The organism is Halomonas sp. CH40, assembly GCA_041875495.1.
GTDB lineage: Bacteria > Pseudomonadota > Gammaproteobacteria > Pseudomonadales > Halomonadaceae > Vreelandella.
In genome coordinates, this window is sequence record CP112982.1 from 687,838 (window position 1) to 711,079 (window position 23,242).

Annotated in this window: 27 protein-coding genes and 3 pseudogenes; 8 read left to right on the forward strand and 22 right to left on the reverse strand. The window is 56.4% G+C overall.

What is annotated here, in order from left to right:
* Window positions 1–2 precede the first annotated feature (2 nt).
* The 3 genes from OR573_03180 (at window position 3) to OR573_03190 (ending at window position 4,081) form a co-directional block, all read left to right on the forward strand.
* Window positions 3–860: an ABC transporter permease gene (locus OR573_03180; GenBank protein XGA80676.1), complete on the forward strand. Its 858-nt coding sequence runs from the start codon at window positions 3–5 to the stop codon at window positions 858–860.
* Entirely contained in the window at window positions 860–1,711 is an 852-nt protein-coding gene (locus tag OR573_03185) for an ABC transporter permease (protein XGA80677.1), read from the forward strand. Before OR573_03180 ends, OR573_03185 begins: the two co-directional genes overlap by 1 nt.
* Window positions 1,712–1,885: 174 nt before the next feature.
* Window positions 1,886–4,081 carry an OsmC domain/YcaO domain-containing protein gene (locus tag OR573_03190; GenBank protein ID XGA80678.1) on the forward strand — a complete coding sequence of 732 codons (2,196 nt, stop codon included), beginning with the start codon at window positions 1,886–1,888 and terminating at the stop codon, window positions 4,079–4,081.
* A gap of 102 nt (window positions 4,082–4,183) precedes the next feature.
* On the opposite strand, the gene luxS is transcribed toward OR573_03190, so the two are convergent.
* The 5 genes and pseudogenes from luxS to OR573_03215 all read right to left on the reverse strand — a co-directional run bounded on the left by luxS (window position 4,184) and on the right by OR573_03215 (window position 5,623).
* Window positions 4,184–4,705: an S-ribosylhomocysteine lyase gene (gene luxS / locus OR573_03195; GenBank protein ID XGA80679.1), complete on the reverse strand. Its 522-nt coding sequence runs from the start codon at window positions 4,703–4,705 to the stop codon at window positions 4,184–4,186.
* A 221-nt stretch (window positions 4,706–4,926) separates the two neighbouring features.
* Window positions 4,927–5,079 (reverse strand): annotated as a pseudogene (locus OR573_03200) (GTP-binding protein).
* A gap of 59 nt (window positions 5,080–5,138) precedes the next feature.
* Window positions 5,139–5,243: pseudogene (locus OR573_03205) on the reverse strand (metal ABC transporter permease).
* On the reverse strand, window positions 5,233–5,445 hold the full coding sequence (locus OR573_03210) for a hypothetical protein (GenBank protein XGA80680.1): 213 nt from the start codon (window positions 5,443–5,445) through the stop codon (window positions 5,233–5,235). The pseudogene OR573_03205 and the gene OR573_03210 overlap by 11 nt, the downstream one beginning before the upstream one ends.
* A 58-nt stretch (window positions 5,446–5,503) precedes the next feature.
* A pseudogene (locus OR573_03215) lies at window positions 5,504–5,623 on the reverse strand (ATP-binding cassette domain-containing protein).
* Here OR573_03215 and OR573_03220 point away from each other — a divergent pair.
* Window positions 5,607–6,104 carry a zinc ABC transporter substrate-binding protein gene (locus OR573_03220; protein XGA80681.1) on the forward strand — a complete coding sequence of 166 codons (498 nt, stop codon included), beginning with the start codon at window positions 5,607–5,609 and terminating at the stop codon, window positions 6,102–6,104. The pseudogene OR573_03215 and the gene OR573_03220 sit on opposite strands and share 17 nt — an antisense overlap.
* Before the next feature lie 270 nt (window positions 6,105–6,374).
* Here OR573_03220 and OR573_03225 read toward each other — a convergent pair whose 3' ends face one another.
* Complete coding sequence (locus tag OR573_03225; protein XGA80682.1) at window positions 6,375–6,758, reverse strand: hypothetical protein; 384 nt, start codon at window positions 6,756–6,758, stop codon at window positions 6,375–6,377.
* Window positions 6,759–7,477: 719 nt separating this feature from the next.
* Between OR573_03225 and OR573_03230 the strand changes: the two genes are divergently transcribed.
* Window positions 7,478–8,944: a dihydrolipoyl dehydrogenase gene (locus OR573_03230; protein XGA80683.1), complete on the forward strand. Its 1,467-nt coding sequence runs from the start codon at window positions 7,478–7,480 to the stop codon at window positions 8,942–8,944.
* Window positions 8,945–9,069: 125 nt separating this feature from the next.
* Here OR573_03230 and OR573_03235 read toward each other — a convergent pair whose 3' ends face one another.
* The 4 genes from OR573_03235 to OR573_03250 form a co-directional block, all read right to left on the reverse strand.
* Window positions 9,070–9,324: a CcdB family protein gene (locus OR573_03235; protein XGA80684.1), complete on the reverse strand. Its 255-nt coding sequence runs from the start codon at window positions 9,322–9,324 to the stop codon at window positions 9,070–9,072.
* 61 nt (window positions 9,325–9,385) lie between these two features.
* The gene (locus OR573_03240; protein ID XGA80685.1) at window positions 9,386–9,631 is read right to left on the reverse strand and encodes a type II toxin-antitoxin system CcdA family antitoxin; all 246 of its coding nucleotides are present in this window, start codon (window positions 9,629–9,631) and stop codon (window positions 9,386–9,388) included.
* A 132-nt stretch (window positions 9,632–9,763) separates the two neighbouring features.
* Entirely contained in the window at window positions 9,764–9,988 is a 225-nt protein-coding gene (locus OR573_03245) for a Txe/YoeB family addiction module toxin (GenBank protein XGA81652.1), read from the reverse strand.
* Window positions 9,989–10,016: 28 nt separating this feature from the next.
* Entirely contained in the window at window positions 10,017–10,232 is a 216-nt protein-coding gene (locus tag OR573_03250; GenBank protein ID XGA80686.1) for a type II toxin-antitoxin system prevent-host-death family antitoxin, read from the reverse strand.
* On the opposite strand from OR573_03250, the gene OR573_03255 reads away from it, so the two are divergent.
* Window positions 10,131–10,493 carry a hypothetical protein gene (locus OR573_03255; GenBank protein ID XGA80687.1) on the forward strand — a complete coding sequence of 121 codons (363 nt, stop codon included), beginning with the start codon at window positions 10,131–10,133 and terminating at the stop codon, window positions 10,491–10,493. The two genes, OR573_03250 and OR573_03255, sit on opposite strands and share 102 nt — an antisense overlap.
* Window positions 10,494–10,564: 71 nt before the next feature.
* Here OR573_03255 and dauA read toward each other — a convergent pair whose 3' ends face one another.
* The 4 genes from dauA to OR573_03275 form a co-directional block, all read right to left on the reverse strand.
* Complete coding sequence (gene dauA / locus OR573_03260; protein ID XGA80688.1) at window positions 10,565–12,298, reverse strand: C4-dicarboxylic acid transporter DauA; 1,734 nt, start codon at window positions 12,296–12,298, stop codon at window positions 10,565–10,567.
* A 104-nt stretch (window positions 12,299–12,402) separates the two neighbouring features.
* Window positions 12,403–13,092, reverse strand: a complete 690-nt coding sequence (locus OR573_03265; protein ID XGA80689.1) for a DUF3047 domain-containing protein — start codon at window positions 13,090–13,092, stop codon at window positions 12,403–12,405.
* A gap of 2 nt (window positions 13,093–13,094) precedes the next feature.
* Window positions 13,095–13,289 carry a zf-HC2 domain-containing protein gene (locus OR573_03270; protein XGA80690.1) on the reverse strand — a complete coding sequence of 65 codons (195 nt, stop codon included), beginning with the start codon at window positions 13,287–13,289 and terminating at the stop codon, window positions 13,095–13,097.
* 30 nt (window positions 13,290–13,319) lie between these two features.
* Complete coding sequence (locus OR573_03275; GenBank protein ID XGA80691.1) at window positions 13,320–13,907, reverse strand: sigma-70 family RNA polymerase sigma factor; 588 nt, start codon at window positions 13,905–13,907, stop codon at window positions 13,320–13,322.
* 156 nt (window positions 13,908–14,063) lie between these two features.
* Here OR573_03275 and OR573_03280 point away from each other — a divergent pair, with 156 nt between their 5' ends.
* Together OR573_03280 and OR573_03285 are read left to right on the forward strand one after the other, a co-directional pair.
* Window positions 14,064–14,396: a hypothetical protein gene (locus tag OR573_03280; protein XGA80692.1), complete on the forward strand. Its 333-nt coding sequence runs from the start codon at window positions 14,064–14,066 to the stop codon at window positions 14,394–14,396.
* A gap of 106 nt (window positions 14,397–14,502) precedes the next feature.
* A complete protein-coding gene (locus tag OR573_03285) occupies window positions 14,503–14,715 on the forward strand; it encodes a type II toxin-antitoxin system Phd/YefM family antitoxin (GenBank protein ID XGA80693.1) in 213 nt (70 codons plus the stop codon).
* Window positions 14,716–14,807: 92 nt separating this feature from the next.
* On the opposite strand, the gene phnE is transcribed toward OR573_03285, so the two are convergent.
* The 8 genes from phnE to OR573_03325 form a co-directional block, all read right to left on the reverse strand.
* Entirely contained in the window at window positions 14,808–15,623 is an 816-nt protein-coding gene (gene phnE / locus OR573_03290) for a phosphonate ABC transporter, permease protein PhnE (GenBank protein ID XGA80694.1), read from the reverse strand.
* A complete protein-coding gene (gene phnC, locus OR573_03295; GenBank protein XGA80695.1) occupies window positions 15,620–16,429 on the reverse strand; it encodes a phosphonate ABC transporter ATP-binding protein in 810 nt (269 codons plus the stop codon). Before phnC ends, phnE begins: the two co-directional genes overlap by 4 nt.
* 100 nt (window positions 16,430–16,529) lie before the next feature.
* The gene (phnD, locus tag OR573_03300; protein ID XGA80696.1) at window positions 16,530–17,414 is read right to left on the reverse strand and encodes a phosphate/phosphite/phosphonate ABC transporter substrate-binding protein; all 885 of its coding nucleotides are present in this window, start codon (window positions 17,412–17,414) and stop codon (window positions 16,530–16,532) included.
* Between the two features lie 148 nt (window positions 17,415–17,562).
* Complete coding sequence (locus OR573_03305; protein XGA80697.1) at window positions 17,563–18,543, reverse strand: bile acid:sodium symporter; 981 nt, start codon at window positions 18,541–18,543, stop codon at window positions 17,563–17,565.
* A gap of 36 nt (window positions 18,544–18,579) precedes the next feature.
* Window positions 18,580–19,797 carry an MFS transporter gene (locus tag OR573_03310; protein ID XGA80698.1) on the reverse strand — a complete coding sequence of 406 codons (1,218 nt, stop codon included), beginning with the start codon at window positions 19,795–19,797 and terminating at the stop codon, window positions 18,580–18,582.
* A gap of 77 nt (window positions 19,798–19,874) precedes the next feature.
* The gene (locus tag OR573_03315) at window positions 19,875–20,426 is read right to left on the reverse strand and encodes a hypothetical protein (GenBank protein ID XGA80699.1); all 552 of its coding nucleotides are present in this window, start codon (window positions 20,424–20,426) and stop codon (window positions 19,875–19,877) included.
* Window positions 20,427–20,504: 78 nt separating this feature from the next.
* Window positions 20,505–20,798, reverse strand: coding sequence for a hypothetical protein (locus tag OR573_03320; protein ID XGA80700.1), 294 nt, complete (start codon window positions 20,796–20,798; stop codon window positions 20,505–20,507).
* A gap of 71 nt (window positions 20,799–20,869) precedes the next feature.
* Window positions 20,870–23,161, reverse strand: a complete 2,292-nt coding sequence (locus OR573_03325) for a PqqD family peptide modification chaperone (GenBank protein ID XGA80701.1) — start codon at window positions 23,159–23,161, stop codon at window positions 20,870–20,872.
* Window positions 23,162–23,242: the final 81 nt, after the last annotated feature.

Genomic DNA, 23,242 nt, shown 5'->3' on the forward strand with positions numbered 1-23,242 from the left:
CGATGGCTAATAGCGCTCGCCTTGGTTTTATCCTACTGTTGATGCCACTCCTGCTCTGGCTGATTCTGCTGATCCTGATTCCCCATATCGACATGCTGATGCTCAGTTTGCGCGAGCGTGTAGGCGTTGGCGAATACGCGGTCAGCCTTGCCAACTACACAACAATCTTGACTGAACCGCTTTATATGCGCACCTTTATGCGCACAGCTGTGATGGCGATCATGGCGACACTCATCACTCTCTTGATTGCTTTTCCGGTTTCCTACTACATTGCCAAGATGGTGCGGGGTCGCGCACGCTCGATTCTCTTTTTGCTGTGCCTCATTCCCTTCTGGGTCTCCGAGCTAGTGCGCACCTTCGGGTGGATGATTCTGTTGCGTGAGACGGGTGTAATCTCGCAATTCTTGCAATGGTCAGGCGCCGTGTCGGGGCCGGTCGAAATGCTGTATAACGATGCGGCTATCATGACGGGCCTAGTCTATACTTCGATGCTGTTCATGGTTGTTCCGCTGGTGACAACGCTTGATAGCCTTGACGATGCGGTGATCGAAGCGGGCTATGATCTGGGTGGTTCGGGCTGGTCTGTTATGCGTGAGATCGTGATCCCCCATCCGGTGCCCGGCATCGTATCGGGCTGCATTGTTGTCTTTATGCTAAGTCTTGGTAATTATCTGACCCCTACTATGCTAGGCGGCAAGGACAGCCTTTGGTTTACTGAGATGATCTATTCGCAGTTTATCGTGCGCTTCAATTGGGAGCTGGGGGCCACTTTCGGCTTCATGCTGTTGGCAGCGTCGTCTTTCATTGTTTGGGCGATGTTGCGCCTAACGGGCCAGACGTTAGAAAGGACGATGGGCTGATGATACCAACGATTCCCACATCTCGTGCGCTCAACGTCATCTGGGCGAGCTACGTTGTCCTCTTTTTCATCTACCTGGCACTGCCTTTGCTGGTCGTTGCCACTTTTGCGTTCAATGACAGTCAGTTCCCGTCTTTGCCTTGGGAGGGGTTCACGCTCAACTGGTTCTTTGGCGATAGTGATCCTAAAATCGGTGTGTTTCACGAACACAGCATCCTTGGTGCCATCGGGACTTCGACCCTTGTCGGTGTTTCCGTGGCTACCCTCTCGGTTGCTGTTGGCACGTCTAATGCATTTCTCTTTAATCGTTACAAGTTTCGCGGGCGCGGGGTGCTGTATGTGTTAATGCTGTTGCCGCTAGTGGTGCCCGGTATCGTGCTTGGTATTTCCATTCTGGTGTTTTCCTCGACCTTAGCCAACGGGCTGTGGGAAGTGGCGAATATCGACGCGCAACTCCTGCGGCCAGGCCTTGCGCTGGTTATTCTGGGGCAGTTTTCTTTCATCACCACTATCGCCACACTGGTCATCTCGGCACGATTGCAGAAGTTTGATATCACACTCGAAGAAGCAGCGTTGAACCTTGGAGCAAACCGCCTGACGGCCGTGCGTACCATTACTATTCCTTTTTTGATGCCCGCCATTGCCGGTGCGGCGGTTGTTGCCTTTCTCATGAGCTTCGAGAATTTTAACACCACGCTAATGCTGGTTGGGTCGGACGCACCATTGACCATTGCTATGTTTGACCGTCTGAAAGAAGGCTCGACTCCTCTGCTTAACGCCGTCTCGTTGATGCTGATGATCGGTTCGTCCCTTCTTGCACTGATCCTGATCGCCTTCCAAAAGCGTGGTTAAAGTATTGGCCAGAGGGCATCTTAGAATAACGAGCCCTCCCGTCGTTTGACTGTCTCAGAAAACGCTCGGATATTTCGTCCTCTCGCCACACGGCCCAAGACGTACCGGGGTAAAAACTGGATAATGGCGCCATTCGTCTAAAGGCGACTCTCATTCATTTATCCGGGTATCAGCATGGAAATTAAAGTCAACTATCTCGATAACCTGCGTCTGGAAGCGAAGTTTGACGACTTCAGCGTTATTTCCGACCAGCCGATTCGCTATAAGGGCGATGGCTCGGCGCCGGGGCCGTTCGATTATTTTCTGGCGTCGTCCGCCATGTGCGCGGCGTATTTCGTCAAGGTGTACTGCAACGCCCGGGATATTCCCACCGAGAATATCCGCCTGTCCCAGAACAACATTGTCGACCCGGAAAACCGCTACAAGCAGATCTTCAAGATCCAGATCGAGCTGCCGGAGGATATTTCCGAGAAAGACCGCCAGGGCATGCTGCGCTCGATTGACCGCTGCACGGTGAAGAAGGTAGTGCAGACCGGGCCGGAGTTTGTCATCGAGACGGTCGACAATATCGACGAGGACGCCCAGGCGCTGCTGATGGGCGCGCCAGAGGGTGGCGAGACCTATATCGAAGGCAAGGACAAACCGCTGGAAGAGACCATCACCACCATGAGCGGCCTGCTGGCGGATCTGGGCATGAAGATCGAGATTGCTTCCTGGCGCAATATCGTGCCCAACGTCTGGTCGTTGCATATCCGCGATGCTGCCGCGCCGATGTGCTTTACCAACGGCAAGGGCGCGACCAAGGAAGCCGCCTTGTGTTCAGCCTTGGGCGAGTTTATCGAGCGCCTGAGCTGTAACTTCTTCTACAACGATCAGTATTTTGGGCCGGAAATCGCGGGCAGTCAGTTTGTCCACTACCCCAACGAGCGCTGGTTCCAGCCAGGGCCGAATGACGAACTGCCGGAAGGGCTGCTGGATGAGCACTGCCTGGCGATCTACAACCCGGAAGGCGAGCTGCGCGGCTCGCACCTGATCGATACCAATTCCGGCCGCGCCGACCGCGGCATTGTTGCACTGCCGTTTACCCGCCAATCCGACGACGAGACGGTGTATTTCCCCTCCAACCTGATTGAGAACCTGTTTCTCAGCAACGGCATGAGCGCGGGCAATACCCTAGCAGAAGCCGAAGTGCAGTGTCTGTCAGAGATTTTCGAGCGGGCGGTCAAACGGGAAATTCTGGAGCAGGAACTGACCCTGCCCGATGTGCCGGCTGAGGTGCTGGCCCGCTTCCCTGGCATCGTGGCAGGTATCGAGGCGCTTGAGGCTCAGGGCTTCCCGGTGCTGGTCAAGGATGCCTCCCTGGGCGGGCAGTTCCCGGTGATGTGCGTGACCCTAATGAACCCGCGTACCGGCGGGGTGTTTGCCTCTTTTGGCGCGCATCCAAGCTTTGAAGTGGCGCTGGAACGCAGCCTGACCGAGCTGTTGCAGGGGCGCAGTTTTGAAGGCCTGAACGATTTGCCGCTGCCGACCTTCAACTCCCAGACCGTCAGCGAGCCGAACAACTTTGTTGAGCACTTTATTGATTCCGTGGGCGTGGTGTCCTGGCGCTTCTTCAGCGCCCGGGCGGATTTCGATTTCTGCGACTGGGACTTCTCCGGCTCCACTCAGGAAGAAGCGGACACCCTGTTCGGCATTTTTGAAGACCTTGAAGCCGAAGTCTATGTGGCCGTGCACGAAGACCTGGGGGCGCCAGTCTGCCGTATTCTGGTGCCGGGGTATTCAGAGGTCTACCCGCTGGAAGACCTGATCATGGATAACACCAATAAGGCGCTGGCGTTTCGTGAGGATATCCTCAATCTGCATCGTCTGGATGATGAGCAGCTGGCAGCACTGCTGGAACGCCTGGAAGACAGCGAGGTGGATGAACATAGCGATATCATCACCCTGATTGGCATCGAGTTTGACGAAAATACCGTCTGGGGTCAGCTGACCCTGCTCGAGCTCAAGCTGCTGATCCATCTGGCACTTCAGGACCATGAAGCGGCGCTGGAGTATGTGCAGATGTTCCTGCAGTACAACGACAACACCGTTGAGCGCGGGCTTTTCTACCAGGCGGTAAATGCGGTGCTGGAAATTGTCCTTGATGATGAGCTGGCGTTGGATGATTACTTGCCTAATCTGACACGCATGTTTGGTGAAGCCACCATGTCAGCAGTGGTGGGATCGGTCGCGGGTGAGGTGCGCTTCTTTGGTCTGGAACCCACCAGCATGGCGCTGGAAGGGTTGGAGCGCCACCAGCGCCTGATCGAAAGCTATCAAAAACTCCATGTGGCACGGGCGGCCCAGGTAAGAGGTCAGATGAGAGCCTAGCGGTGATCAGAAGGGAAGAAGACTGGTGTGATAAAAGTGCCGCAGTACAAAGGTGTACTGCGGCAACGAGAAGCATGATGCTTCAACAAAAAAGAGCAGAGATCAGGCGTGGTTGCCCAGCGCCTTGAGCTGTTCGGGGCTCATGGCCAGGTCTTCGTTATGATTAACGCCAATGCCATGATCAATAATGCTCTGGGCAATCTGCTGGGCTTCGTCCAGTGAGTGCATTGTATAAGTGCCGCACTGATACTCGTTGAGCTCAGGGATGTCTTCCATACGTTTGACGTTAAGCACATCCTGCATGGCCGCAATCCAGGCGTCGGCAACGTCCTGCTCGCTCGGGGTGCCCAGCAGGCTCATGTAGAAGCCGGTACGGCAGCCCATGGGTGAGATATCAATGATCTCGATGTTGTCACCGTTAAGGTGCTCACGCATGAAACCGGCAAATAGATGCTCCAGAGTATGAATACCCTTTTCGCCCATGATGTCCTTGTTCGGCTTGTTGAAGCGCAGATCAAAGACGGTAATGGTGTCACCGGAGGGCGATTGCATGGTCTTGGCAACGCGGACGGCCGGGGCTTCCATAATGGTGTGGTCTACGGTAAAGCTGTCGAGAAGAGGCATAGTAACTCCTGCTGTTATCAGGGAGTGAGTGCGGCTGAATGTGCCGCACCTTGTGATCACTTTCGAGTTTAACAGACCGCCTCGTGATTGGCACAACGCCCTTGCAAAGATAGGGATCGCCAAAAACACTTAATTTCCCGCAGATCTTATTCCTAGGCGAGGAATGGGTCGGCCAGTTCGCGCCGGTTCAGGGTAACGCCCTGCTCGATTCCGGCGTTGCCACGCACCAGAGCGGCGTCGATATTGACCTCACTCATATCATTGACGATCACCGCTACCCGTAGGCCTTCGCGGTTGGCGAGAATATGGTTGAGCACCGTGGTTTTACCGGCTCCCAGAAAGCCGGAAAGGACAGTCACGGGAAGTGGATTAATGATATCGGTCATGGTATTGGAACCTTATAATAATCAGCGTGATATGAAGTTCGTAAGATGAAATAGGCCATCCGCCGCCAGACCACAAAACATCCCAGCGGCGCGGCGGCTAACCCAACGCCAAGCCCTGCCAGGGCCGCACACCACATAAAATCATCCAGCATGGCGCAGTGTCTCCTCATCGTGATGGCCTGCGTGTTGATGACGATAGAAGGCCAGAGTGCTGGCCGTCTGGTCGCCGAAAAGCGCCTGGTATTGAGGTGACGAGGCCACTCTTTCCGGCTGACCTTCACAGCAGATATGCCCGTTCAGGCAGATCACGTGGTCCGCCGTGCGCATGACCACATGCAGATCATGGCTGACCATCAAGACCGCGCATTGGGAGCGCTGGAATACGCTGATAGAACTCGGCAACGCCTCTGTGATCCAGCCCCTGAGTGGCTTCATCCAGCAATAAAAGCGATGGGCGTGACAGCAGGGCGCGCGCCAGTAACACCCGTTGCAGCTGGCCGCCGGAAAGATGATTCATGGCCGCATTCAGCAGATGTTCGGCCTCAAACAGCCAAACGAAACAGTCTGAAAGGAATGCCGAGACCTATCAGAGCAATGCCACTCAGGCAAAAGCCGACCTGCTAGGCTTGCAGATGGCGCTGGAAGAGCAGTTTGCTGAACAACCCACGCCGCGCTTTGTGGTCTTCCATGATGCCTACCAGTATTTTGAGCAGCGTTTTGATGTGCCCTCGGAAGGTGCGATTTCACTGGGCGATGCCTCCGACCCTAGCCCGGCACGGATTGAAGCGCTCCAGCAACATGTGCGCGAAAATGCTATTCAGTGCGTGTTCAGTGAGCCGCAGTTCAACTCAGCGATGGTGGAAAATGTCTTCGCTGATACCCCCGCCGTGATGGGCGTGATCGACCCTCTGGGCGTTGAGCTGCCGCTTGGGCCAACATTGTATAACCAGTTGCTGCGCCAACTGGCTGATGCGCTAGAACAATGCAGCGTGCAGCAGGAAGAGACATCGTGACTGTTGCGGTGAGGCACTAGAAACGTCAAAGGGCGGCACCGTTAAGTGCCGCCCTTTGACGTTTTTACTTATTTTGGCATCAAGGCGCAGGCCTGATCAGTAATTGTGCCTCGCGTGGCCGCCAAAGTTAGCGTTGATCTGACCTTCCAGAGAGAAGACTTTCATGTTTTGAACGCTCATATTCCGGTGATCAAACACATCGATTGCTGAATCTGTTGCATTGCCGGCTTCTAAAATACTGCAAGTTTTTTACCATTCATAAGCAAGCGCCTATCTGAAAACGCCCGTTCCCATCTTTACGTCAGACTCAGTCATGCTGTAACGGTAAACTGTGTCTTCTTCATTGAAAAGTACAGTGAGTTTTTTCTGAGTACCTGACGTTGAAGTCCCAAACATGGAGACAATAGGGATATAGCTAACGGCATCAGCTGACATATCAGAAAGAGAATATTCCCATATCTCTAATCCATTGTCTGTAAAAGTGGTGTTAATCGGTGATCCGAACTGGCTCCTCACTTCAGCCTTTGTTGTTTGGCCTTCGGTGATATAGTGACCGATTGTTTGTTCATCATGTTCTTTCAGGGATTGGTTGCCAGATGAGGCACATCCGCCCAAAACAAAAAGAAAGCACAAAGCAGCAACAGTTTTTTTCATTATATGTCAATCCTTGATAAGTGGTGATTCACGTAAATCCCCGTCAATAAAAGCACACGTAAAATAACCGCTTATAAATTAAATTTCAAATAAATTTCGTCGAGTATTTGTGAGGTCATACTCTTCCTTCCTGTGGACTCTTTAGGCATCAGTCGGTGATTTTGGCCTATGATTGAAAAATATCTAAAGGTTTGCCAGCAGGTGGTTAATGTCTGAGTAGTAACAGGATTTACCCCACCACATGTTGTTCTCATCATTCGTGGTTGGATTCCTGAGTTCAGGATTTACAGTAGTTACATTTGGCTTAAAAAACAGCCTGGGCGTGAGTTAAAGCTTAAGTGTCTGTGCAAAATTAAACGGGCATAGGCGATCAGTAAGGCACTGATTTTGTTCGACCTGATTGCACGAAAATTTCTGCGTAAGCACTTACCTCACCAGCATTTCTACAATCTGGTGGCCTGTTTATGCGGAGACTTTGTATAGCTTTGAATCTGTGTCCTTCAACTGCGAAATTGTTCGTACCGTGCAAGCTGATGAGGCGTGTTCAGCTCCGATCAGAGTACATTTTCTCTTTTATCGGCTCCTGGCAATGTGTGGCGCTTCAAACACTTGGCAACATATTTGTTACTATATGGCTTTTAAGGTATAAGGTTATAAGCCTGTATGTCATCCTTGGGCTAGCTTAATGTTGCCAAGGGTTTCCTAAAAGGAGGTTTGCCATGCAGAAACGTCATGTTGATGTTGCGGTGATCGGGGCGGGCAGTGCCGGGCTGAGTGCCTGGCATACGGCACGCAAGAGCGCCGACGATGTCCTGCTGATTGAAGCCGGTGAGTACGGCACCACCTGTGCGAAGGTGGGCTGTATGCCCTCCAAGCTGCTGATTGCCGCCGCTGATGCGGCCCATCGCGCACGCCAAGCGGGCACCTTCGGCGTCAAGGTGGCCGAGGTCGATATTGACGGTGAGGCGGTGATGGCGCGGGTCAAAGGCGAACGCGACCGCTTTGTCGGCAGTGTTCTCAAGTCAATGAAGCGTATTCCAGAAGACCAGCGCCTGCGTGGCCATGCCCGCTTTATTCAGCCCCACACCCTGCAGGTGGATGATCACACCCAGGTCACTGCCAATGCCATCGTGATTGCCACCGGCTCGCGCGCCACCTGGCCGGGCTTTTTTGAAGCGGCGGAAGATCGCCTGATTATCAACGATGACGTCTTTGAGTGGGAGACCCTGCCTGAATCGGTGGCCGTCTTCGGCCCGGGGGTGATTGGCCTGGAACTGGGGCAGGCACTGAGCCGTTTGGGCGTGCGCACCCGCACGTTCGGGGTAGGCGGGGCGATTGGGCCGCTGCAGTCAGACAAGGTACGCGAGATAGCCGATGACCTGTTTAACGCCGAGTTCTACATGGACCCGGATGCCGATGTACAGAAGATCGAGCGCAGCACCGAGGGGGTGACGCTGACCTTTGTTGAGCGCACCACCGGCAAGGTGTTGACCGAAACCTTTGATTACCTGCTGGCGGCCACCGGGCGGCAGCCCAATGTGGATAAGCTGGCGCTGGAAAATGCCGGGATTGAACTGGGTGAGCGCGGTGTGCCGAGTTTCAACCGTTTTACCATGCAGTGTGCCAACACGGATGGCAGCCCCAGCCATATCTTTATCGCCGGAGATGCCAACCAGGCAGTGCCGCTGCTGCACGAAGCGATAACCGAAGGCCAGATAGCCGCACGCAATGCCGCCAACCTGAACGACATCAAGGCAGGGCGGCGCAATGTGCCCCTGGCAATTGTGTTTACTGAACCGCAAATGGCCAGCGTCGGGGATAGCCGTGCGACCCTGGAAGCACGTTTCGGCGGCTGCGATTGCATTGCTGAAGGCGGCGTATCTTTTGATGACCAGGGCCGTGCGCGTGTCATGGGTGAGAACCACGGCTATCTGGCACTCTATGCGGAACACGGTAGCGGCCAGTTTCTGGGCGCTGAAATGCTCGGGCCAAGGGTCGAGCATATGGCCCATTTGCTGGCCTGGGCACTGGAACAGAAAATGACCGTGAGCGAAATGTTGGCAATGCCGTTTTATCACCCGGTATTGGAAGAAGGCCTGCGCTCTGGCCTGCGTGATCTGAATGCCAATCTTCAGCTAGGGCCAGCCATCAGTTCGCGCTGCATGGAATGTGGCCCAGGGGATTAATGGCAGCTTGGCCTTGTCCACCCAGCACTCCTAAAGCGTTGCGCCGCTGGGTGGCGTTGGGTCGGCTAATATTGTTGAACGCGCAGAATGTTCATCTAATATCAGAACGTGCGGTCCAATCACTGTTAAATGCCGGTGATAGCCAGATCCAGAGCCCCAATAATCTGGTTTCTGAAGTGTGACAGGGATCCAATGGGGCTCTTGAGGTGTTTTTTGGGCACGGCGGAAATTTGCGGCGTTAACAGCAACAGCTTCTGATCGGCAAAGCTGATTTCTGGAGTCAGCCCTTGCATGGTTTCGCCACCGAAGGCTGAACCTTTACCCAAGGGGATAACAATGCGAGTTACCAAATCGCTCAGGAGGCTGCTCTGAATATCCACCAGATAAGGGTAGTGAGCCTTACTGGCTTTGCTCGGGTTGGGTATACATCGAACTGTGCCATCAGAACTCCCTGAATTCGTCGCCGAAGCATCGATTTTGTTCGACAAAATCGTTGTAACTTTTTATCGCAGCGCGATTTTCTTCAACCCATTGTGCGGCTTCGCGTTTCGAAAGCTCTTCTTTCAGCGCTTGCTCCAGGGTGGCAGACAAATTAATGTTCAGTTCTCGGGTTTTACGCAGCAGATCGCTGTTGATTGAGAGGTTCGCTGCTTTTTTGGGGGCGGCTGAATCATAGAGTTCGGCCATGCGGGTCTCCGAAAAGATCTTGAATATACAGTTTGACCTTATGCGCATGGCTGTGCGCATGCAAGCATTTAGCCAATGGCTGTTGTCGGAGGTGCCTGCGCTGGCGCTCCGGCACGCCGCAAAGCCAGGGCGTTAGTGCTGATCGTAGTGTCCTCCAAGGGCGAAAATATAAATGGACTGGTCACCGAACCGGTAGATCAGCCTGTCCTGCTGTGAGATTCGTCTTGACCACAAGCCTGATAAGTTGTGTTTAAGCGGTTCAGGTTTGCCAGTGCCAGTGGATGGATCTTGAGACCGGAGCATGTCTTTCAATAGCTTACAGAGAGCCTTGTGCAGCTTTTTGTCTTTCTCGCGCATCCTCTCATAGGCTTCCCAGGTGTTGCCCTCAAATACCAGTGATCTCATTCATCTGCTCATCATCAGGTGTATATCCTTGGCCACGGCTGTGAGTATCGAGGGAAGCCGCAATCTGTTGCATCAGGTCTCGGTTCTGAAGAACGTGAAGGGTTTCTTGCTCTCTTTCCCAGTCCTCAGCGCTTATAATCACGAAAGCTTCTCCGGCACGACGCGTCACCTTGAGGGGTTCGTGCCTACTGATCACCTGCTCTACAACGCTTTTCAGGTTGTCTCTGAACTTGTTTACACTGATGATATCCATAACTCCCCTTTATGTACGGAAATACCGTACGATTTTAGCGTGATCACCCTAGCAAGGCCAATCACATCGACTGCTTTTTCATTGCGGCTTCGCCTCTACTACACGCTGGAAGAGGTGCATCTCGGGTCTGAATCTCTTGATCAGCAGCGCGTGGCCGAGAACGGCGCAGAGTATCTGGAAGCGGCCCGGACCCTGGTCGAATAACCCAAAAAGCCTGTTCTCCCATCACAGGCTTTCCCGCCGCTATCTGCTTCAGGTAGCGGCGGTTTTCGTATTCAGCCCTGCCAGCGCCTGGCGACCTTGATGGCCTGGGCCATGTGCTGGCAATACAGGCGTTGGCCGGGCACTTTATGAATACCTGTGCGGCGCAGCTTGAGGATCATACGTGCCTTCAGGCCGACCAGAATCACCCCGACGTTATCTCGCGCCATATCATCTAGCAGCGTTTCCAGGGCCATGATGCCGGTAACATCCATGCTGGGCACGTCGTGCATATCGAGAATCAGCGTTTTAATCGTCGGGTCTGCCACGCGCAATGACGCAAGTGCCTTTTCAGCGGCACCAAAAAACAGCGGGCCATCAATGTTGTACACCGCGACCCCGTCAGGCAGGGTCGCCAGGCTGATATCCCGGCGAGTATCGACTCGGTCACTCTGGGTCAGCAGCGCCATTCGGCGGATAAACAGCGCCGCTGCCAGAGCAATCCCGACGCCCACTGCTAATACCATATCGAAGATAACGGTCAGCCCGAAGCAGGTCACCAGAATGGCTACGTCATCAAAAGGGGCAGAACGCAGGGTACGCACGAAATGGCGCGCTTCGCTCATGTTCCAGGCGATGATAAACAACAGCGCGGCAAGTGCGGCCATGGGCACCAGCCCCAGCACGCCGGCCAGGGCAATCACGGCGAGCAATACCACCAGCGCATGCACTACCGCCGCCAACGGTGAGCGGGCGCCGCTGCGGATGTTGGTGGCGGTGCGGGCAATGGCGGCGGTGGCGGTGATACCCCCAAATAGCGGCGCGACAAGGTTGCCCAGCCCCTGGCCCAGCAGTTCAGCATCCGGGTCGTGGCGGGTCTTGGTCAGGCCGTCGGCGACGACGGCGCACAGTAACGACTCGATTGCCCCCAACATGGCAATCGCAAAGGCAGGGCCAATCAAGGCGCGAATCAGCTCGAAATTGACCTCCAGAGGCACGCCATCCGCCCCTGGCAGATGCCAGGGAGCCATCAGCACCGGTGCTACCGGCGGAATGCCGCTGCCGGTTTCACCGTTGATTTCCCAGCTAAAACGCGAGGCAATGGTTTCTATGCTGCCGCCGCCCAGCCACAGGTTCAGGCCATAGGCCGCCAGGGCGCCGACCACCAGGCCAATCAGCGGGGCGGGAATCGGCAGATTAAGCCGTGGCCAGTAGAGCATGACGGCCAGCGCGAAGACGCCCACGCCCAACTCCCATGGGTCAAGGCTTGGAAGGGATTGAGCGATGATGGCCAGGTTAGCGATAAAGTGTTCACCCAATTCACCCGTCTGCAGCCCCAGAAAGTCAGGAATCTGCAAGACCGCAATCACCATGGCGATACCGGCGGTAAACCCCAGCACAACAGGGTAGGGCACAAACTGGATCAGCCGCCCCATGTGGGTGAGGCCCAGCACAATAAGGATAACGCCCGCCATCATGGAAGCAATCAGCAGGCCGCCCAGGCCAAACTGCTGGACAATAGGAAACAGGATGACCACAAAGGCAGCAGTGGGGCCGGAGACGTTGAAGCGGGCGCCACCGGTGAGGGCGATAATCGCCCCGGCAACAATGGCGGTATACAGGCCATGCTGAGGCGGCACCCCGGTGGCAATTGCCAGCGCCATAGACAAAGGTACCGCCACCGTGCCAACGGTCAGCCCGGCCATGATGTCCTGACGCAAATCGGCGAGCCCATAGCCCGCCTGCCAGGCAGAACGTAGCCCGGTGGCAACGGCGGGAAGGTGAAACCTCAGCCTTCGGCGTGACATGGCAATGCTCCCATAACTACTTCTTTAGCAGGTTAAGTGGCTAACATAGCATTTAACCTGCTGGGCAGCATGCGTGTGGGACTAAGGTTAAAAGGGCGAGAAGTTTACAGAGTAGGGCAATCCGGCGGGTTTGAGTCGGCGGAGAAGACCAGGGTGCTGTAACGGGCAGTGGCATCGCCACCGGCGTTATCGCCATCGGTCATCAGCGCAACGCCATCAATGCTTGCCGGGCGTTCACCAAACAGCTGTTGATAGTCGGCCTGTACATCGCGCACCTCGGCAACCCATTGGCCCTGTTTCTTTTCACCGCTCTGCAGGGCCAGAAGCTGGGCGCGGTCGGTAAAGGCATTGGGCCAGGCGCTGCCTGCCGGTTGGTTGGATGACCAGACGTAATTAACGGATTCAACCTGCCAGGGTAACAGGCCTGTCTTGCGCGCCACGTAGACCCGCGCGGGGTAGTCATCGCCCGCCTTGGTGGTTTCATCCAGGTCAGGGTAGAGCGAGTCGACCTGCCAGCACCATTTCAGGTAAGGCGTCTTTTCAAGATCAATCTCGCGCTCCAGATACAACGCCGAGGCCTGGCCGTTGGCGCTGGCCTGAAGCGCTGCCTGCCCGTCTTCCTCGATGATCTGGTAATCCGTTTCGCCTTCAAAACTGCGGGTCGGCCAGTTTTCCATACGGTAGGCAGAAAAGCGCTGATCGTCGCTGCCGATGGCGGGAGTGATGGCTACCGCCAGCCAGGGCAGCAATAACCAGCGTAGCGCGGAAGACACTGACGTGCTTGAGGCAGGCATGGTTAGCTCCGTGATGAGGTGTCGTCGGTATCCGGCAGTTTATCGCCCAGGCCGTGAAGTAGCTCAAACTGGGATTCACAGCGTCGGCAGGCGCTGCACATCAGGGTATGCAGGCGCAATTGCAGCTGTTCCCGGCGCGTTAGTGAGCGGTCGAGTTTCAGCGACATCAGTTTGGTCGCTTCGCGGCACATGATCATGATCGGCCCCCTTGGGTGATCCACCGGCAGTTAATGGGCAAGCCAGCCTTTTTCAATACATTGACGCAGTTTCAGGCGCGCGCGATGCAGGATGACCCAGCAATTGGTTTCCGTGACGCCGATTTCCTCACAGATCGCCTGTGTGGAAAGGCCCATAAATTCGCGCAGCGTGAACACGCGGGCAATATTTTCCGGCAGGGCAATCATGCAGGCGTCGAGAGCTTGCCAGAACTGGCGATTTTCTAACACCCTATCCGGCTCACCCCAGGGTTGAGGGCGCGACGCCGCCTGCCAACGGCCACTGGCCTGGAAAGGGGCTTCCTGAAACAGCGCATCGAGGGCGTCATCCTGGCTCAGGCTGTCATCAAACTGCCAGTTGGCAAAACGCTTCTGTTGGCGCATGCGTTCAAGCATCTTGTTTTTGAGGATACCGAACACCCAGGTTTCAAAGGCTGAGCGGCCCTCGAAACTGGCATGCTTTTCGAGCGCCACGACATAGGTATCCTGCACCACATCTTCAGCGGCAGCGGCGTCGCGCAGTTGCAGCCTGGCAAAGGTCACAAGCCTTGGCCGCATCGCAGCAAGGTGATCCATCGGTGAAACTGTGACCTCAGTCATCGTGATTTAACTCCCTGTCTGACTTGCCGCATGAGAAGCCCTTGAAAGGGCGATGTTTGCCGATAGCAAAAGCGTACTTCAGTGGCTGGGGGCTGTATAGGCATTCTGCAGATGCATCGTCAGCGCAAGATTAATTATGGAACAACCGGTGCAAAAATGGCAAACCGCCATTCAACGCGTATAAGGCAGAGGCAGGATGTAAGGAATCCCCTGGCGCCTTCACTGAGTAGCTATAAGCTTTCCTGTGCCACCTGCCACGATAGCGATGGGCAATCGGGTTATCAGGGAGCCTTTGATCAGGCGTTTCCGCATAGCGTTAACATGGGGGTGCAGCAGTTTGGCATGGAGACTGTTTACGCCGATGAAATGGTGCAGATCTGCATGGTAGCGCCGATGGCGGCAGAGCCATTAGCCTGGGATTCTGACGAAATCGCTTCTCTGTCTGCTTTTGTGGTGGATGCCCAAGCTCGCTTTACAGAAGAGAATTAACTTGCTTTCATGTAATAAAGGTTGCATATAAAAGCACTATGACGGATTTCCATGGTCATACTATGTTGTTACATCTATGACTATAGGCAATGACTAGGGCAGGGCGATGAATATCGAAGAAGTGTCAAAAACACAGTTCAAGGCGAAAGCCTTGGAGTTTTTTCGTCAGGTTGAAGCTTCTGGCAAGCACGTTATTGTCACTGATAATGGACGCCCCACTATTGAAGTCAGGCGCTATAAAACTGATGAGCGGCCACCGTTGGAGCGGCTGCGTGGTAGTGTTATTGAGCTGGTTGACCCGTTTGAGCCTGTCTGGTGACAAGATGCCCAGTCGTTGCCGGAATTGAGCGGCAAGACTGGGGTTGTGGCGCCTCCGTGTCGGAGGCGAGTATTACACTGGGTAGCGGTCATTCACCCTACGGCATTCTGATCACCGATGATGCGCCGCCTGATTGCCGATGAAATCTGCTCAAAACTAATCACGGCCACCAGGATAATCAGGATGATGGCGGCTGCCTCGTCATAGCGGAACAGGCGCATGGCGGTTGACAGCTCAACCCCGATACCGCCGGCCCCCACCAGCCCCAGGGTGACGGCGGAACGGATGGCTTTTTCCACGCTGAATAGCGAAACCGCCGTCATTGAGGCAAAACTTTCCGGAATAATCGCCCCGAAGATAACCGATAGCCTGCCGGCGCCGGTGGCGGTTAACGCATTGGAGGGGCCATCGCTGACTTCTTCAAAGCGTTCGGAAAAGAAACGCGCGGCAAAGCCAATGGTATCCATGATGATGGCCAGTATCCCGGCGAGGGGCCCCAGGCCGACGGTAACCACGAAAATCAACGCCCAGATCAGATCCGGTATGGTGCGTGACACCGAAATGATGAACCGCGCGCTGACGTGAACCAGGCGGCTTGGTGAGGTATTACGGGCGGCCAGCAGGGCAAGGGGCACCGATAGGATGCAGCCCACCGTCACCCCGACCACGGCGATATTGAGGGTTTCCAGCATCGACCAGCCAATGCTGCCAGTGCGGCTGAAATCGGGTGGCAGCGCCTGACCAAGAAAGCGGACAATGTTGCTGGCGCCGCGGATCAGGCGGTCAACCGTGATGTCGGCGGCAATCAGGCCTTGAACGAAAAAGGCAAGAAACCCAAGGCCGAGTACCCAGGCCAGCGGGGAAGGTTTACGCAAGCGCCGCGGCATATGCTTGTTTTCAGTGATCATGTTGGCTGCAGTTCCGGTGAGATCGTGGGAGAATTCGCGCCGTCGTAGAGCTCGCTCAGTTCGGCATCGCTGATCTGTGAGGCGGTAGCATCCAGGGCGGTCACGCCGTTCTTGATGCCAACAATCCGGTCAGCGTAATGGCGCGCCAGATCCAGCTGGTGCAGGGTACACAGCATGGCCAGATTGTTTTCGCGGACAATTTCCCACAACAGATCAAGTACTTCGCGCCCACCGCGCGGATCCAGGCTGGCAATCGGTTCATCTGCAATCACCAACGAAGGCGCCTGCATCAGCATTCTGGCAATGGCGACCCGCTGCTGTTGCCCCCCTGACAGCTCTGTTGGCCTTTGCGCCGCACGTTCGGCCATACCCACCCGCTCCAGGCACGCCATGGCGTATTCGCGATCAGAGTGTGAGGCTGTCGCCGCAATGCAGTTAAGCAAGCCGAAGCGCTGAGCCCCTAACTTGCCCATCAGGACGTTCTGGAACACGCTGAGCTGGTTGACCAGATTGAACTGCTGAAAGACATAGCCCATGCGGCGGCGTATCTTGCGCAACTCCGAGCTTCGCGCCTGGGTAACGGACTCACCGTGAATCAGGATCTCACCGGCATGAGGGCGTGCGAGGCGGTTCAGGGTGCGCATCAGGGTTGACTTGCCTGAACCATTGGCGCCGAGCAGGACAACCCCTTCCGCCGCATGGATATCAAGCGACACACCGCGTAGAACGTCTACCTTGCCATAGCGCAGATGTACGGATTGAACGCTGACGGGATGCGCTGATGGCGAGGGTGAGCTATCACGCATGGTTTTTCCTTAAGCTGAAAACGGTAAAAAGCTACTCCGGTGAGCGGAGTAGCTTGAGATGATGCACGGTCAGGCCATGATGCTTGCCTGACCCTGAAAATCACTCGTCGAGCGGGATACCGGCAATTTCGTAGGCTTCGCGTACCTGCTGGTAGATGGCCGGGTCAGTCTCGAAGGATAGGTAGGCATCGCGCTCAATAAACTTGTCGGCGTTGCGTTCGGTGGAGGTCAGCGAATCCCAGACTTCATCACTGTTTTCAGCCAGGGTGGCGCGCAAGGCGTCGCGGCATTCCTGTGGCAGGGAAGCGCGCATGATTACCGGATCACCGGGCAGAGTGTCGGTCTGGGCGAGCAGGCGATATTCAGTATCCGGGTCTTGTTTACGAACCGCATCCCAATCCTTGTTGCCACCCCCCATGGCCGCGACGTCATCGTTGATCAATACCTGGATGCGCGCGTCGCCGGCCATGACGATATCCATTTCATCTGGATTGAGGCCAGCTTCGGAGAGCAGCTTCATCGGGAAGATGTGGCCGGAGGTGGAACCGACATCCTTCAGTGCTACGCGCTTGTCGGCGAGCTCGCTGAGGCTTTCGATACCGCTGTCGGCCTTGACCACAAAGCTTGAACCATAGTTGGGGCGCACCACTGAAAAGAGCACGTCAAGTTCAGCGAGGGTTTCGAAAAGTACGAATTCAGACGGCCCGGCAAAAACCATATCCACTTCATCGAACTGCAAGGCGGTACCGGCCGCCGTCCGGTTGGCCAGTGAAAAGAGCTCAAGCTCGACGCCTGTCAGCGCTTCGAAGGATTCAGCAAAGGGGGCAAAAGCTTCTTCCAGTGAACCCATGCCTTCGATGCCGGTATCGGCCATTGTCATGGGCGACGGGCAGCTATCAGCAGGGCTTGCCATGGCAACATTGGCGGTCAGTGAGCCGCCGAGGGCAACGGCAAGCAGGGCGCGGTTGAAGATGGGCTTTTTCATCAAGTGGACTCCATTGGCAAGTGGCAGGTCGGGTCGTAAGATCCTCAATACGTCCCCAACCTACAAATTCCCGATGACAGCTTGATGACGACTTCATGATGACGGAACGCCCTTTATGGCGCACCGATAGCAAATAACAATCGTGGTGTTACTCCGCAGGGCCGAACAGGCGCGGGGTGAGCTTGACGTACCAGGCGGCAGATTGCACTTGGATGATGTAGGCCAGGGCGATCAGCAGGGCCGCATCGGCACCAGCCTCGCCGAAGGCGTTCATGGCCAGTGCCAGGGCAATCGACAGGTTGCGCATCACGGTGCCGTAAACCAGAGCAATCCCATCGCCACGGGAAAGCCAGGTGCGCGCCACCCAGGTGCTCAATGCATAGTTGATGGCATACAGCAGCGCCAGCGGTACGAGGATATCCAGCAGTAGTATGGGCTGGCTCAGCAGATCATCAGCTTTCAGCGCCATGGCAACAAATACGATCCCCAGTACCCCCAGCGTTGCAAAAGGCGGAAACTTCGGGCCGATATGCTGGCGGTAATGGCGTTGACCATGGCGCTTGACCAGCCATTTGCGGGTCAGCTGACCGGCCACCAGCGGCAGGCCGATCACCAGCAGGATCTGCCGGAAGACCGCCACCAGATCCACCGGGATATTGGCGCCCATCAACCACTGCACGTAAAAAGGCGTTGCCAGCGAACCCAGCAAGAGGCCAATCACGGTCATCTTAACCGCGGCAGGCAGGTTGCCCTTGGCAAAGCCCGTCCAGGAAATGGTCATCCCGCTGGTGGGCAGCAAGGCAGAAAGCAGCAGGCCAAGCGCCAGATAGGGCTGGTCGGCAAACCACCACAGCCCGATGCCAAAGGCAATAAAAGGGATGACCGCAAAGTTGAGCAGCTGAGCAAGCCCCTGAGCGCGCAGGTCGCCACCGCTGAACAGTTCATTCAGACGCAGGTTGACCATCATGGGATAGATCATCAACAGCGTCAGCGGAATCACCAGAACACTCAGCCCGCTCACCGGCAGCAGGGCGCCTGCTACCAGGCCCAGCAGCATGGTGACAGGTATGGCCACCAGCAGGTTGCGGGTGAGGCGTTGGATCAGTTCCATTATGGCGTTTAGCGTCATCTTGACCCTCCGTGCGGATAGTTATTTCAGGCTTTTTCAGGTGTTGGCGCTGGCTTCCTGACGGTTGCTTTGCTGCCAGCCGACTAGCGCTATGGCGATGATCAGAATGGGCAACAGCATGGCAAGGTTGAGGGTTTCCCAGCCGAGGTGGTGCAAGAGTTGGCCGGACATCAGCGAGCCAACCGCCACCAGGGAGAAGATGATCAGATCATTGACGCCTTGCACCTTGCCGCGTTCTGCCTCGCTGTGGGTCGCGGCCAGCAGGGCGCTGCCGCCGATAAACAGGAAGTTCCAGCCGATGCCCAGCAGCACCAGAGCAACCCAGAAATGCGCCATGGAGGTGCCAAGATTGCTGAACAGCACGGTGCCCAGCAGAATCACCACCCCGGCGGTCAGAATTCGTTCAACGCCAAACCGGCTGATCAGGCTGCCGGTAAAAAACGACGGCGCATACATGCCCAACACATGCCACTGCATGATGAAGGCCACCTGAGACATCTCGAACCCCTGGCCGCGCATGGCCAGCGGTGTGGCGGTCATGACCAGCACCATCACCCCGTAGCCGATCGCCCCGGCAATCACGGCGACCCTGAAGCGTGGCTGGCGGGCAATGCTCGCCATGGGGCGAGTGACTTCACCGGGTTGAGGTTCGCCGTTGGCGGGCACCTTGAGCTGGCTGAGCAGGCCGATGGCGAAAAGCGCCAGCAGTGCAATGATCAGATAGGGGCCGCCAGAAGGAACGCCCGGCACCCAATCCAGGGTAGCGCTGGCATTCCAGGGGCCAAGGAAAGCGGCCACGACGCCGCCCGCCATGACCAGCGAAATGGCTTTGCTGCGAAACCCAGGGCTTGCCACGTCAACGGCTGCGAAGCGGTAATACATGGCAAAGCCCTGATACAGGCCAATCAGCAGGTTACCGGCGCAGAACAGCCAGAAAGAACCTGCCGCAATACCGCCAAGGCTTACCAGGCCGCCGCCAACACCACCGAGGCCCGCACCGAGGATAAACCCCATACGGCGGCCTACGCGTTTCATGAACAGTGACGCGGGCAGGGTGGAGGTCACGGTGCCAATCATCATGATGGCAATCGGCAGGGTCGCATAGGCCGGGTTGGGGCTGAGTTGTTGGCCAACCACACCGCTGAGCGTCATGACGGTGATGGTCGCGACCATGAACAGCATCTGACTGACCACCAGGATGGCCACGTTGAGTTTTTCTCTGCGTTGAGGCTGCACAGGCGGGGGCGCAGGCATGGGAAGGCTCCGATAGAAATTTGGCTATGGTTATAACGTTAGCATTCTTTCTATCTGTGACCTAGCCCGATAAAAAGTTAATCGGTCTGTAGAGCTTTCCAATGGCGTAGCGTTGAGGGGTGAACGCCAAAGTGTTCGGGCAGGGCAATGTCCTGCTCGGCGCAGAGCAGGCTGATCAGCGCCATATGATGAATGCTGTGGCTGGTCAGAAAAGCCAGTTCTCGCCCCAGGCTGCTGGGCAGGGCGGCTGTTGTGTGCGTCTCATTGGCGTCAAGCGGATAGCCAAGCGTCAGCGCCGTATCGGCAGGCAGTGTGGCCACTCTGGTCAGGGCGTTATCGATGGCGTTCAAACGGTACAACGCTGTCTGGGGGCAGGTTTCAAGCCGGGTGTCACGCTTGCGCCCTTCGTAATTCAGGCAGGTGCTGGCGTTCAGGTGATCAAGCAGTGTCTGATAATGTTCAAGAATATGCCGCACATGCTTGCCCACTGACTGGGTGGCCTGTGGTGTTTGCAGGTGCTGGTAGCTGACAGGCGAAATACGCTCAAGCAGCGCGGCCAGCTGATTGAGGGCCTGGCGGTTTTCCTCGGCCAGTGCGCCTGTGTAAGAGAGTAATCTTGCTGCCGTCATGACGTTCAACCTTGTCCTGTAATCACTGTGCCAGCGCCAGGGCTGGCACAGTGTGGTTTAGGTAATGAAAGGAGGGGGTTAACCTGCTTCCGGGCTGCCTTCTGCGCTACCTTCGCCTTCTCCCTCGCCTTCACCTTCTTCTTCATGTTCACCTTCGCCTTCCGCACCGCCTTCGGCGCTATGGGCTTCGGCCAACATATGAGGGGCATCTTCGAACTGGCTGTAGCTGCCTTGGGTGTCGTCAGCATGCGCCTGCATGGCCAGACCGCTGGCAGCCAGTGCCAGTGCCGGAGCGGTGTAGGCGAACTGGCGGCCAAGACGGCTGAGTAAGCGACGTTTGCTTTCTTGTTGAGACATGGTTTTGTTAGACATAACTTTTCCTCTTTATTGTCGGATCAGATGTCGATCAGGGTCGTGCAGTGCCACAAGACGTCATGGCACGGTTAAACGCCCGTGGGCGTCATTTCCTTCCACGCTGGCGTGGTGGGGAAAGCGGGAGCTGTCGCCAGGGCTTCCCGGCAGGCTTTTTCCAGGCTGGCCGGGTCGCGGGGGCTTAGGTGTAAAGGCACTTGCTGGCAAAAGGTGTGTAGGGTGCTGAGCGTCTGTTCATCCAGGGCGCTGCGCTGACCCTGAAAGGCATAGGGTAGCAGCAGGCTCATGGCTGCCAGCGGCCCTTTTTCTGCTACGGCTTCTTCAGGTATCAGCGCCAGCAGGGCCAGCGGCTGGCAATGGTTTTCAGCGGCGAAAGGCATGTCTGCCACCGGCAGGTTTAATGGGGCTAGCGCCGCTGTGGCGGATGATTCAAGGCGCGCGCCATGGGTCAGGGTGGCGCCCAGTCGATCAGCAACCTCACCCAGTGCTGCCAGGCAATCGGTGTCATTCAAGGTAGCCAGCAGGGCAAGCTGCTGCTGACCGGTATTCAGCAGCACCAGATCTATCACGCAGGTGCTTTCTCCTGCTACATGATTGAGCAGGGCGTGTTCAATCGCAGGGGAAATCTCATTCAGGTGCAGGCGTGAGCGCAGAATCCTGGCGCCATCGGTCAGGCAGTAGCCGTTGGCACTTTCCAGCACGGCTAAGTATAAGGAGGTGTCGGCATCCACAGCGGCATGGCCTGCCAGCAAGGGCCGGAAATGGGCTTGCAGATGATCTGCTACCGGCCCTTCCGGCGCACTCAGCTGCCAACCTTGCCCGGCAAAGGTTAGCGTCATTGCCTGGCTTGATACTGCGCGCTGGCTCCCCGTGCGCTGTATTGGCGGTGAGGTGCTATCGGCGGGTGCCAGCAGGCCATATTGCTGCCAGGTTTCCAGCGTGGCCCAAAGATCCTGTTCAATCTGCTGGCGGGAGGCGTCGCTCATGGCCTGCAGCTGATCCACAATGGCACTGACAGGCTGACCTTCGCCAAGCAGCAGCCAGATCAGCGCTGCGCTATCGTTGAGCTGGATAAACTGGCCGCTGTCATGCTGGTAAAGCGCCAGTTGTTCGTTATCGAACAGTTCGCTGACCTTATGGGCGCGCAGCGCCAGAGGGCGCTCGGGGGTGAGCCGGCTATCGGCCAGGCTGGGCAGCCCGGCAAAAGGGGTATAGTCAATGTCCGCGTTAGGGTAAAGCGTGGCGAAATTCCCTGCGCGCTGATGTTCGGCGGTAAGCGCGGCGGCATCAAACTGGCGAGGCGCTTGCTCGGGGCGATCCAGCCCGGTCAGGCTAATCATATCGCTGACCAGGCTGGCCTTGACCTCTTCTTCCACTATTCCGCCGTGTTCCGGGCGGGCGCAGATGCCCAGTGAGGGGCTGAGGTTGCATTCCAGAATCCACGGCTTGAGCTGATCATCCACCAGACAATCCAGGCCAATCAGCTCATAGCAGCCCAATGGGTCGGCGCCACTTTCGCGGCTGCGCGCACGCATGGCGTCAACACCGCTCAGGGCGGTCAGCGTGGCCAGATCGTGGATCTGCGCAAACAGCGCTGCGTCGTCATGGCCCTGCTCCCTTAACCACTGGCGGTAGCGTTCAAGGTCGATGAACTCAACCGGAACGTCAGCGTCTTCATTCAGGGCGTTGATATCCGGGTTGGTTAACTGGCTGTAGACGTTATCAATATCATCTGGGTCCCAGAGGGCGGAGGCCAGCTTGGCAAAGCCCTGGCGGTAGAGATAGATCCGCACCGGCTCGATACCGGCGATCAGCATATACAGGCGCAGCACATATTTGTGGCCACGGATGGTGTGTGGGTTGCCAATATATTCCTGTACCAGCCAGTTAGGCGCCAGCGGTGCCTCGCTAGGGTCGCCAATCACCCGAACCCCTTGGCCCTTGGACGCATTGGTCGGCTTGAGAATCCAGCCCTTGTGCGGGTTGGCCGCCGCGTCTTCCACCAGGGCCGGGTAGTCGCGGGGCATTTCATAGGCGCGCGGGAAAAATGCCAGCCGCTGAGTATAAGGGTGGTCTTCCCCGTACTGGACGAGGATACGTTCACGCATCCGCTTGAGGCTGTCATGCAGGCGGCTTTTGATGGTCAGCGCTGCATTGCCGGGAATATGGTTCATTTTATGCTGGGGCGAGGTGGCCTGAAACGCCGCCTTGGGCGGCATGCCGGTGATCCAGGCCGCCTGCCAGTCGCTGTCATCGCCTTGCTGCCAGCCGCTGGCTTCAAGCGTCTTGCGAAAAAAGTGATCCTGCTCCGCGTGGCGCTGCCCGCTTAACCAGAACTTTTTGGGGGTGCGTGAAAAGGTCATCGGATAACTCCTGAAAGCGGCTGGGTAATGGTTGAGTGACCGGTGCGGGTGATTCCTTACAGCTTTTTTCACAACCACCTT

Excerpts from the sequence above, each read along its gene's own strand:
- OR573_03180 (XGA80676.1), top strand. The coding sequence starts at position 3 with ATGGCTAATAGCGCTCGCCTTGGTTTTATCCTACTGTTGATGCCACTC.
- OR573_03185 (XGA80677.1), top strand. The coding sequence starts at position 860 with ATGATACCAACGATTCCCACATCTCGTGCGCTCAACGTCATCTGGGCG.
- OR573_03190 (XGA80678.1), top strand. The coding sequence starts at position 1,886 with ATGGAAATTAAAGTCAACTATCTCGATAACCTGCGTCTGGAAGCGAAG.
- luxS (XGA80679.1), bottom strand. The coding sequence starts at position 4,705 with ATGCCTCTTCTCGACAGCTTTACCGTAGACCACACCATTATGGAAGCC.
- OR573_03210 (XGA80680.1), bottom strand. The coding sequence starts at position 5,445 with ATGGTCAGCCATGATCTGCATGTGGTCATGCGCACGGCGGACCACGTG.
- OR573_03220 (XGA80681.1), top strand. The coding sequence starts at position 5,607 with ATGGCCGCATTCAGCAGATGTTCGGCCTCAAACAGCCAAACGAAACAG.
- OR573_03225 (XGA80682.1), bottom strand. The coding sequence starts at position 6,758 with ATGAAAAAAACTGTTGCTGCTTTGTGCTTTCTTTTTGTTTTGGGCGGA.
- OR573_03230 (XGA80683.1), top strand. The coding sequence starts at position 7,478 with ATGCAGAAACGTCATGTTGATGTTGCGGTGATCGGGGCGGGCAGTGCC.
- OR573_03240 (XGA80685.1), bottom strand. The coding sequence starts at position 9,631 with ATGGCCGAACTCTATGATTCAGCCGCCCCCAAAAAAGCAGCGAACCTC.
- OR573_03245 (XGA81652.1), bottom strand. The coding sequence starts at position 9,988 with ATGCGCGAGAAAGACAAAAAGCTGCACAAGGCTCTCTGTAAGCTATTG.
- dauA (XGA80688.1), bottom strand. The coding sequence starts at position 12,298 with ATGTCACGCCGAAGGCTGAGGTTTCACCTTCCCGCCGTTGCCACCGGG.
- OR573_03265 (XGA80689.1), bottom strand. The coding sequence starts at position 13,092 with ATGCCTGCCTCAAGCACGTCAGTGTCTTCCGCGCTACGCTGGTTATTG.
- OR573_03270 (XGA80690.1), bottom strand. The coding sequence starts at position 13,289 with ATGATCATGTGCCGCGAAGCGACCAAACTGATGTCGCTGAAACTCGAC.
- OR573_03275 (XGA80691.1), bottom strand. The coding sequence starts at position 13,907 with ATGACTGAGGTCACAGTTTCACCGATGGATCACCTTGCTGCGATGCGG.
- OR573_03280 (XGA80692.1), top strand. The coding sequence starts at position 14,064 with ATGGCAAACCGCCATTCAACGCGTATAAGGCAGAGGCAGGATGTAAGG.
- OR573_03285 (XGA80693.1), top strand. The coding sequence starts at position 14,503 with ATGAATATCGAAGAAGTGTCAAAAACACAGTTCAAGGCGAAAGCCTTG.
- phnE (XGA80694.1), bottom strand. The coding sequence starts at position 15,623 with ATGATCACTGAAAACAAGCATATGCCGCGGCGCTTGCGTAAACCTTCC.
- phnC (XGA80695.1), bottom strand. The coding sequence starts at position 16,429 with ATGCGTGATAGCTCACCCTCGCCATCAGCGCATCCCGTCAGCGTTCAA.
- phnD (XGA80696.1), bottom strand. The coding sequence starts at position 17,414 with ATGAAAAAGCCCATCTTCAACCGCGCCCTGCTTGCCGTTGCCCTCGGC.
- OR573_03305 (XGA80697.1), bottom strand. The coding sequence starts at position 18,543 with ATGACGCTAAACGCCATAATGGAACTGATCCAACGCCTCACCCGCAAC.
- OR573_03310 (XGA80698.1), bottom strand. The coding sequence starts at position 19,797 with ATGCCTGCGCCCCCGCCTGTGCAGCCTCAACGCAGAGAAAAACTCAAC.
- OR573_03315 (XGA80699.1), bottom strand. The coding sequence starts at position 20,426 with ATGACGGCAGCAAGATTACTCTCTTACACAGGCGCACTGGCCGAGGAA.
- OR573_03320 (XGA80700.1), bottom strand. The coding sequence starts at position 20,798 with ATGTCTAACAAAACCATGTCTCAACAAGAAAGCAAACGTCGCTTACTC.
- OR573_03325 (XGA80701.1), bottom strand. The coding sequence starts at position 23,161 with ATGACCTTTTCACGCACCCCCAAAAAGTTCTGGTTAAGCGGGCAGCGC.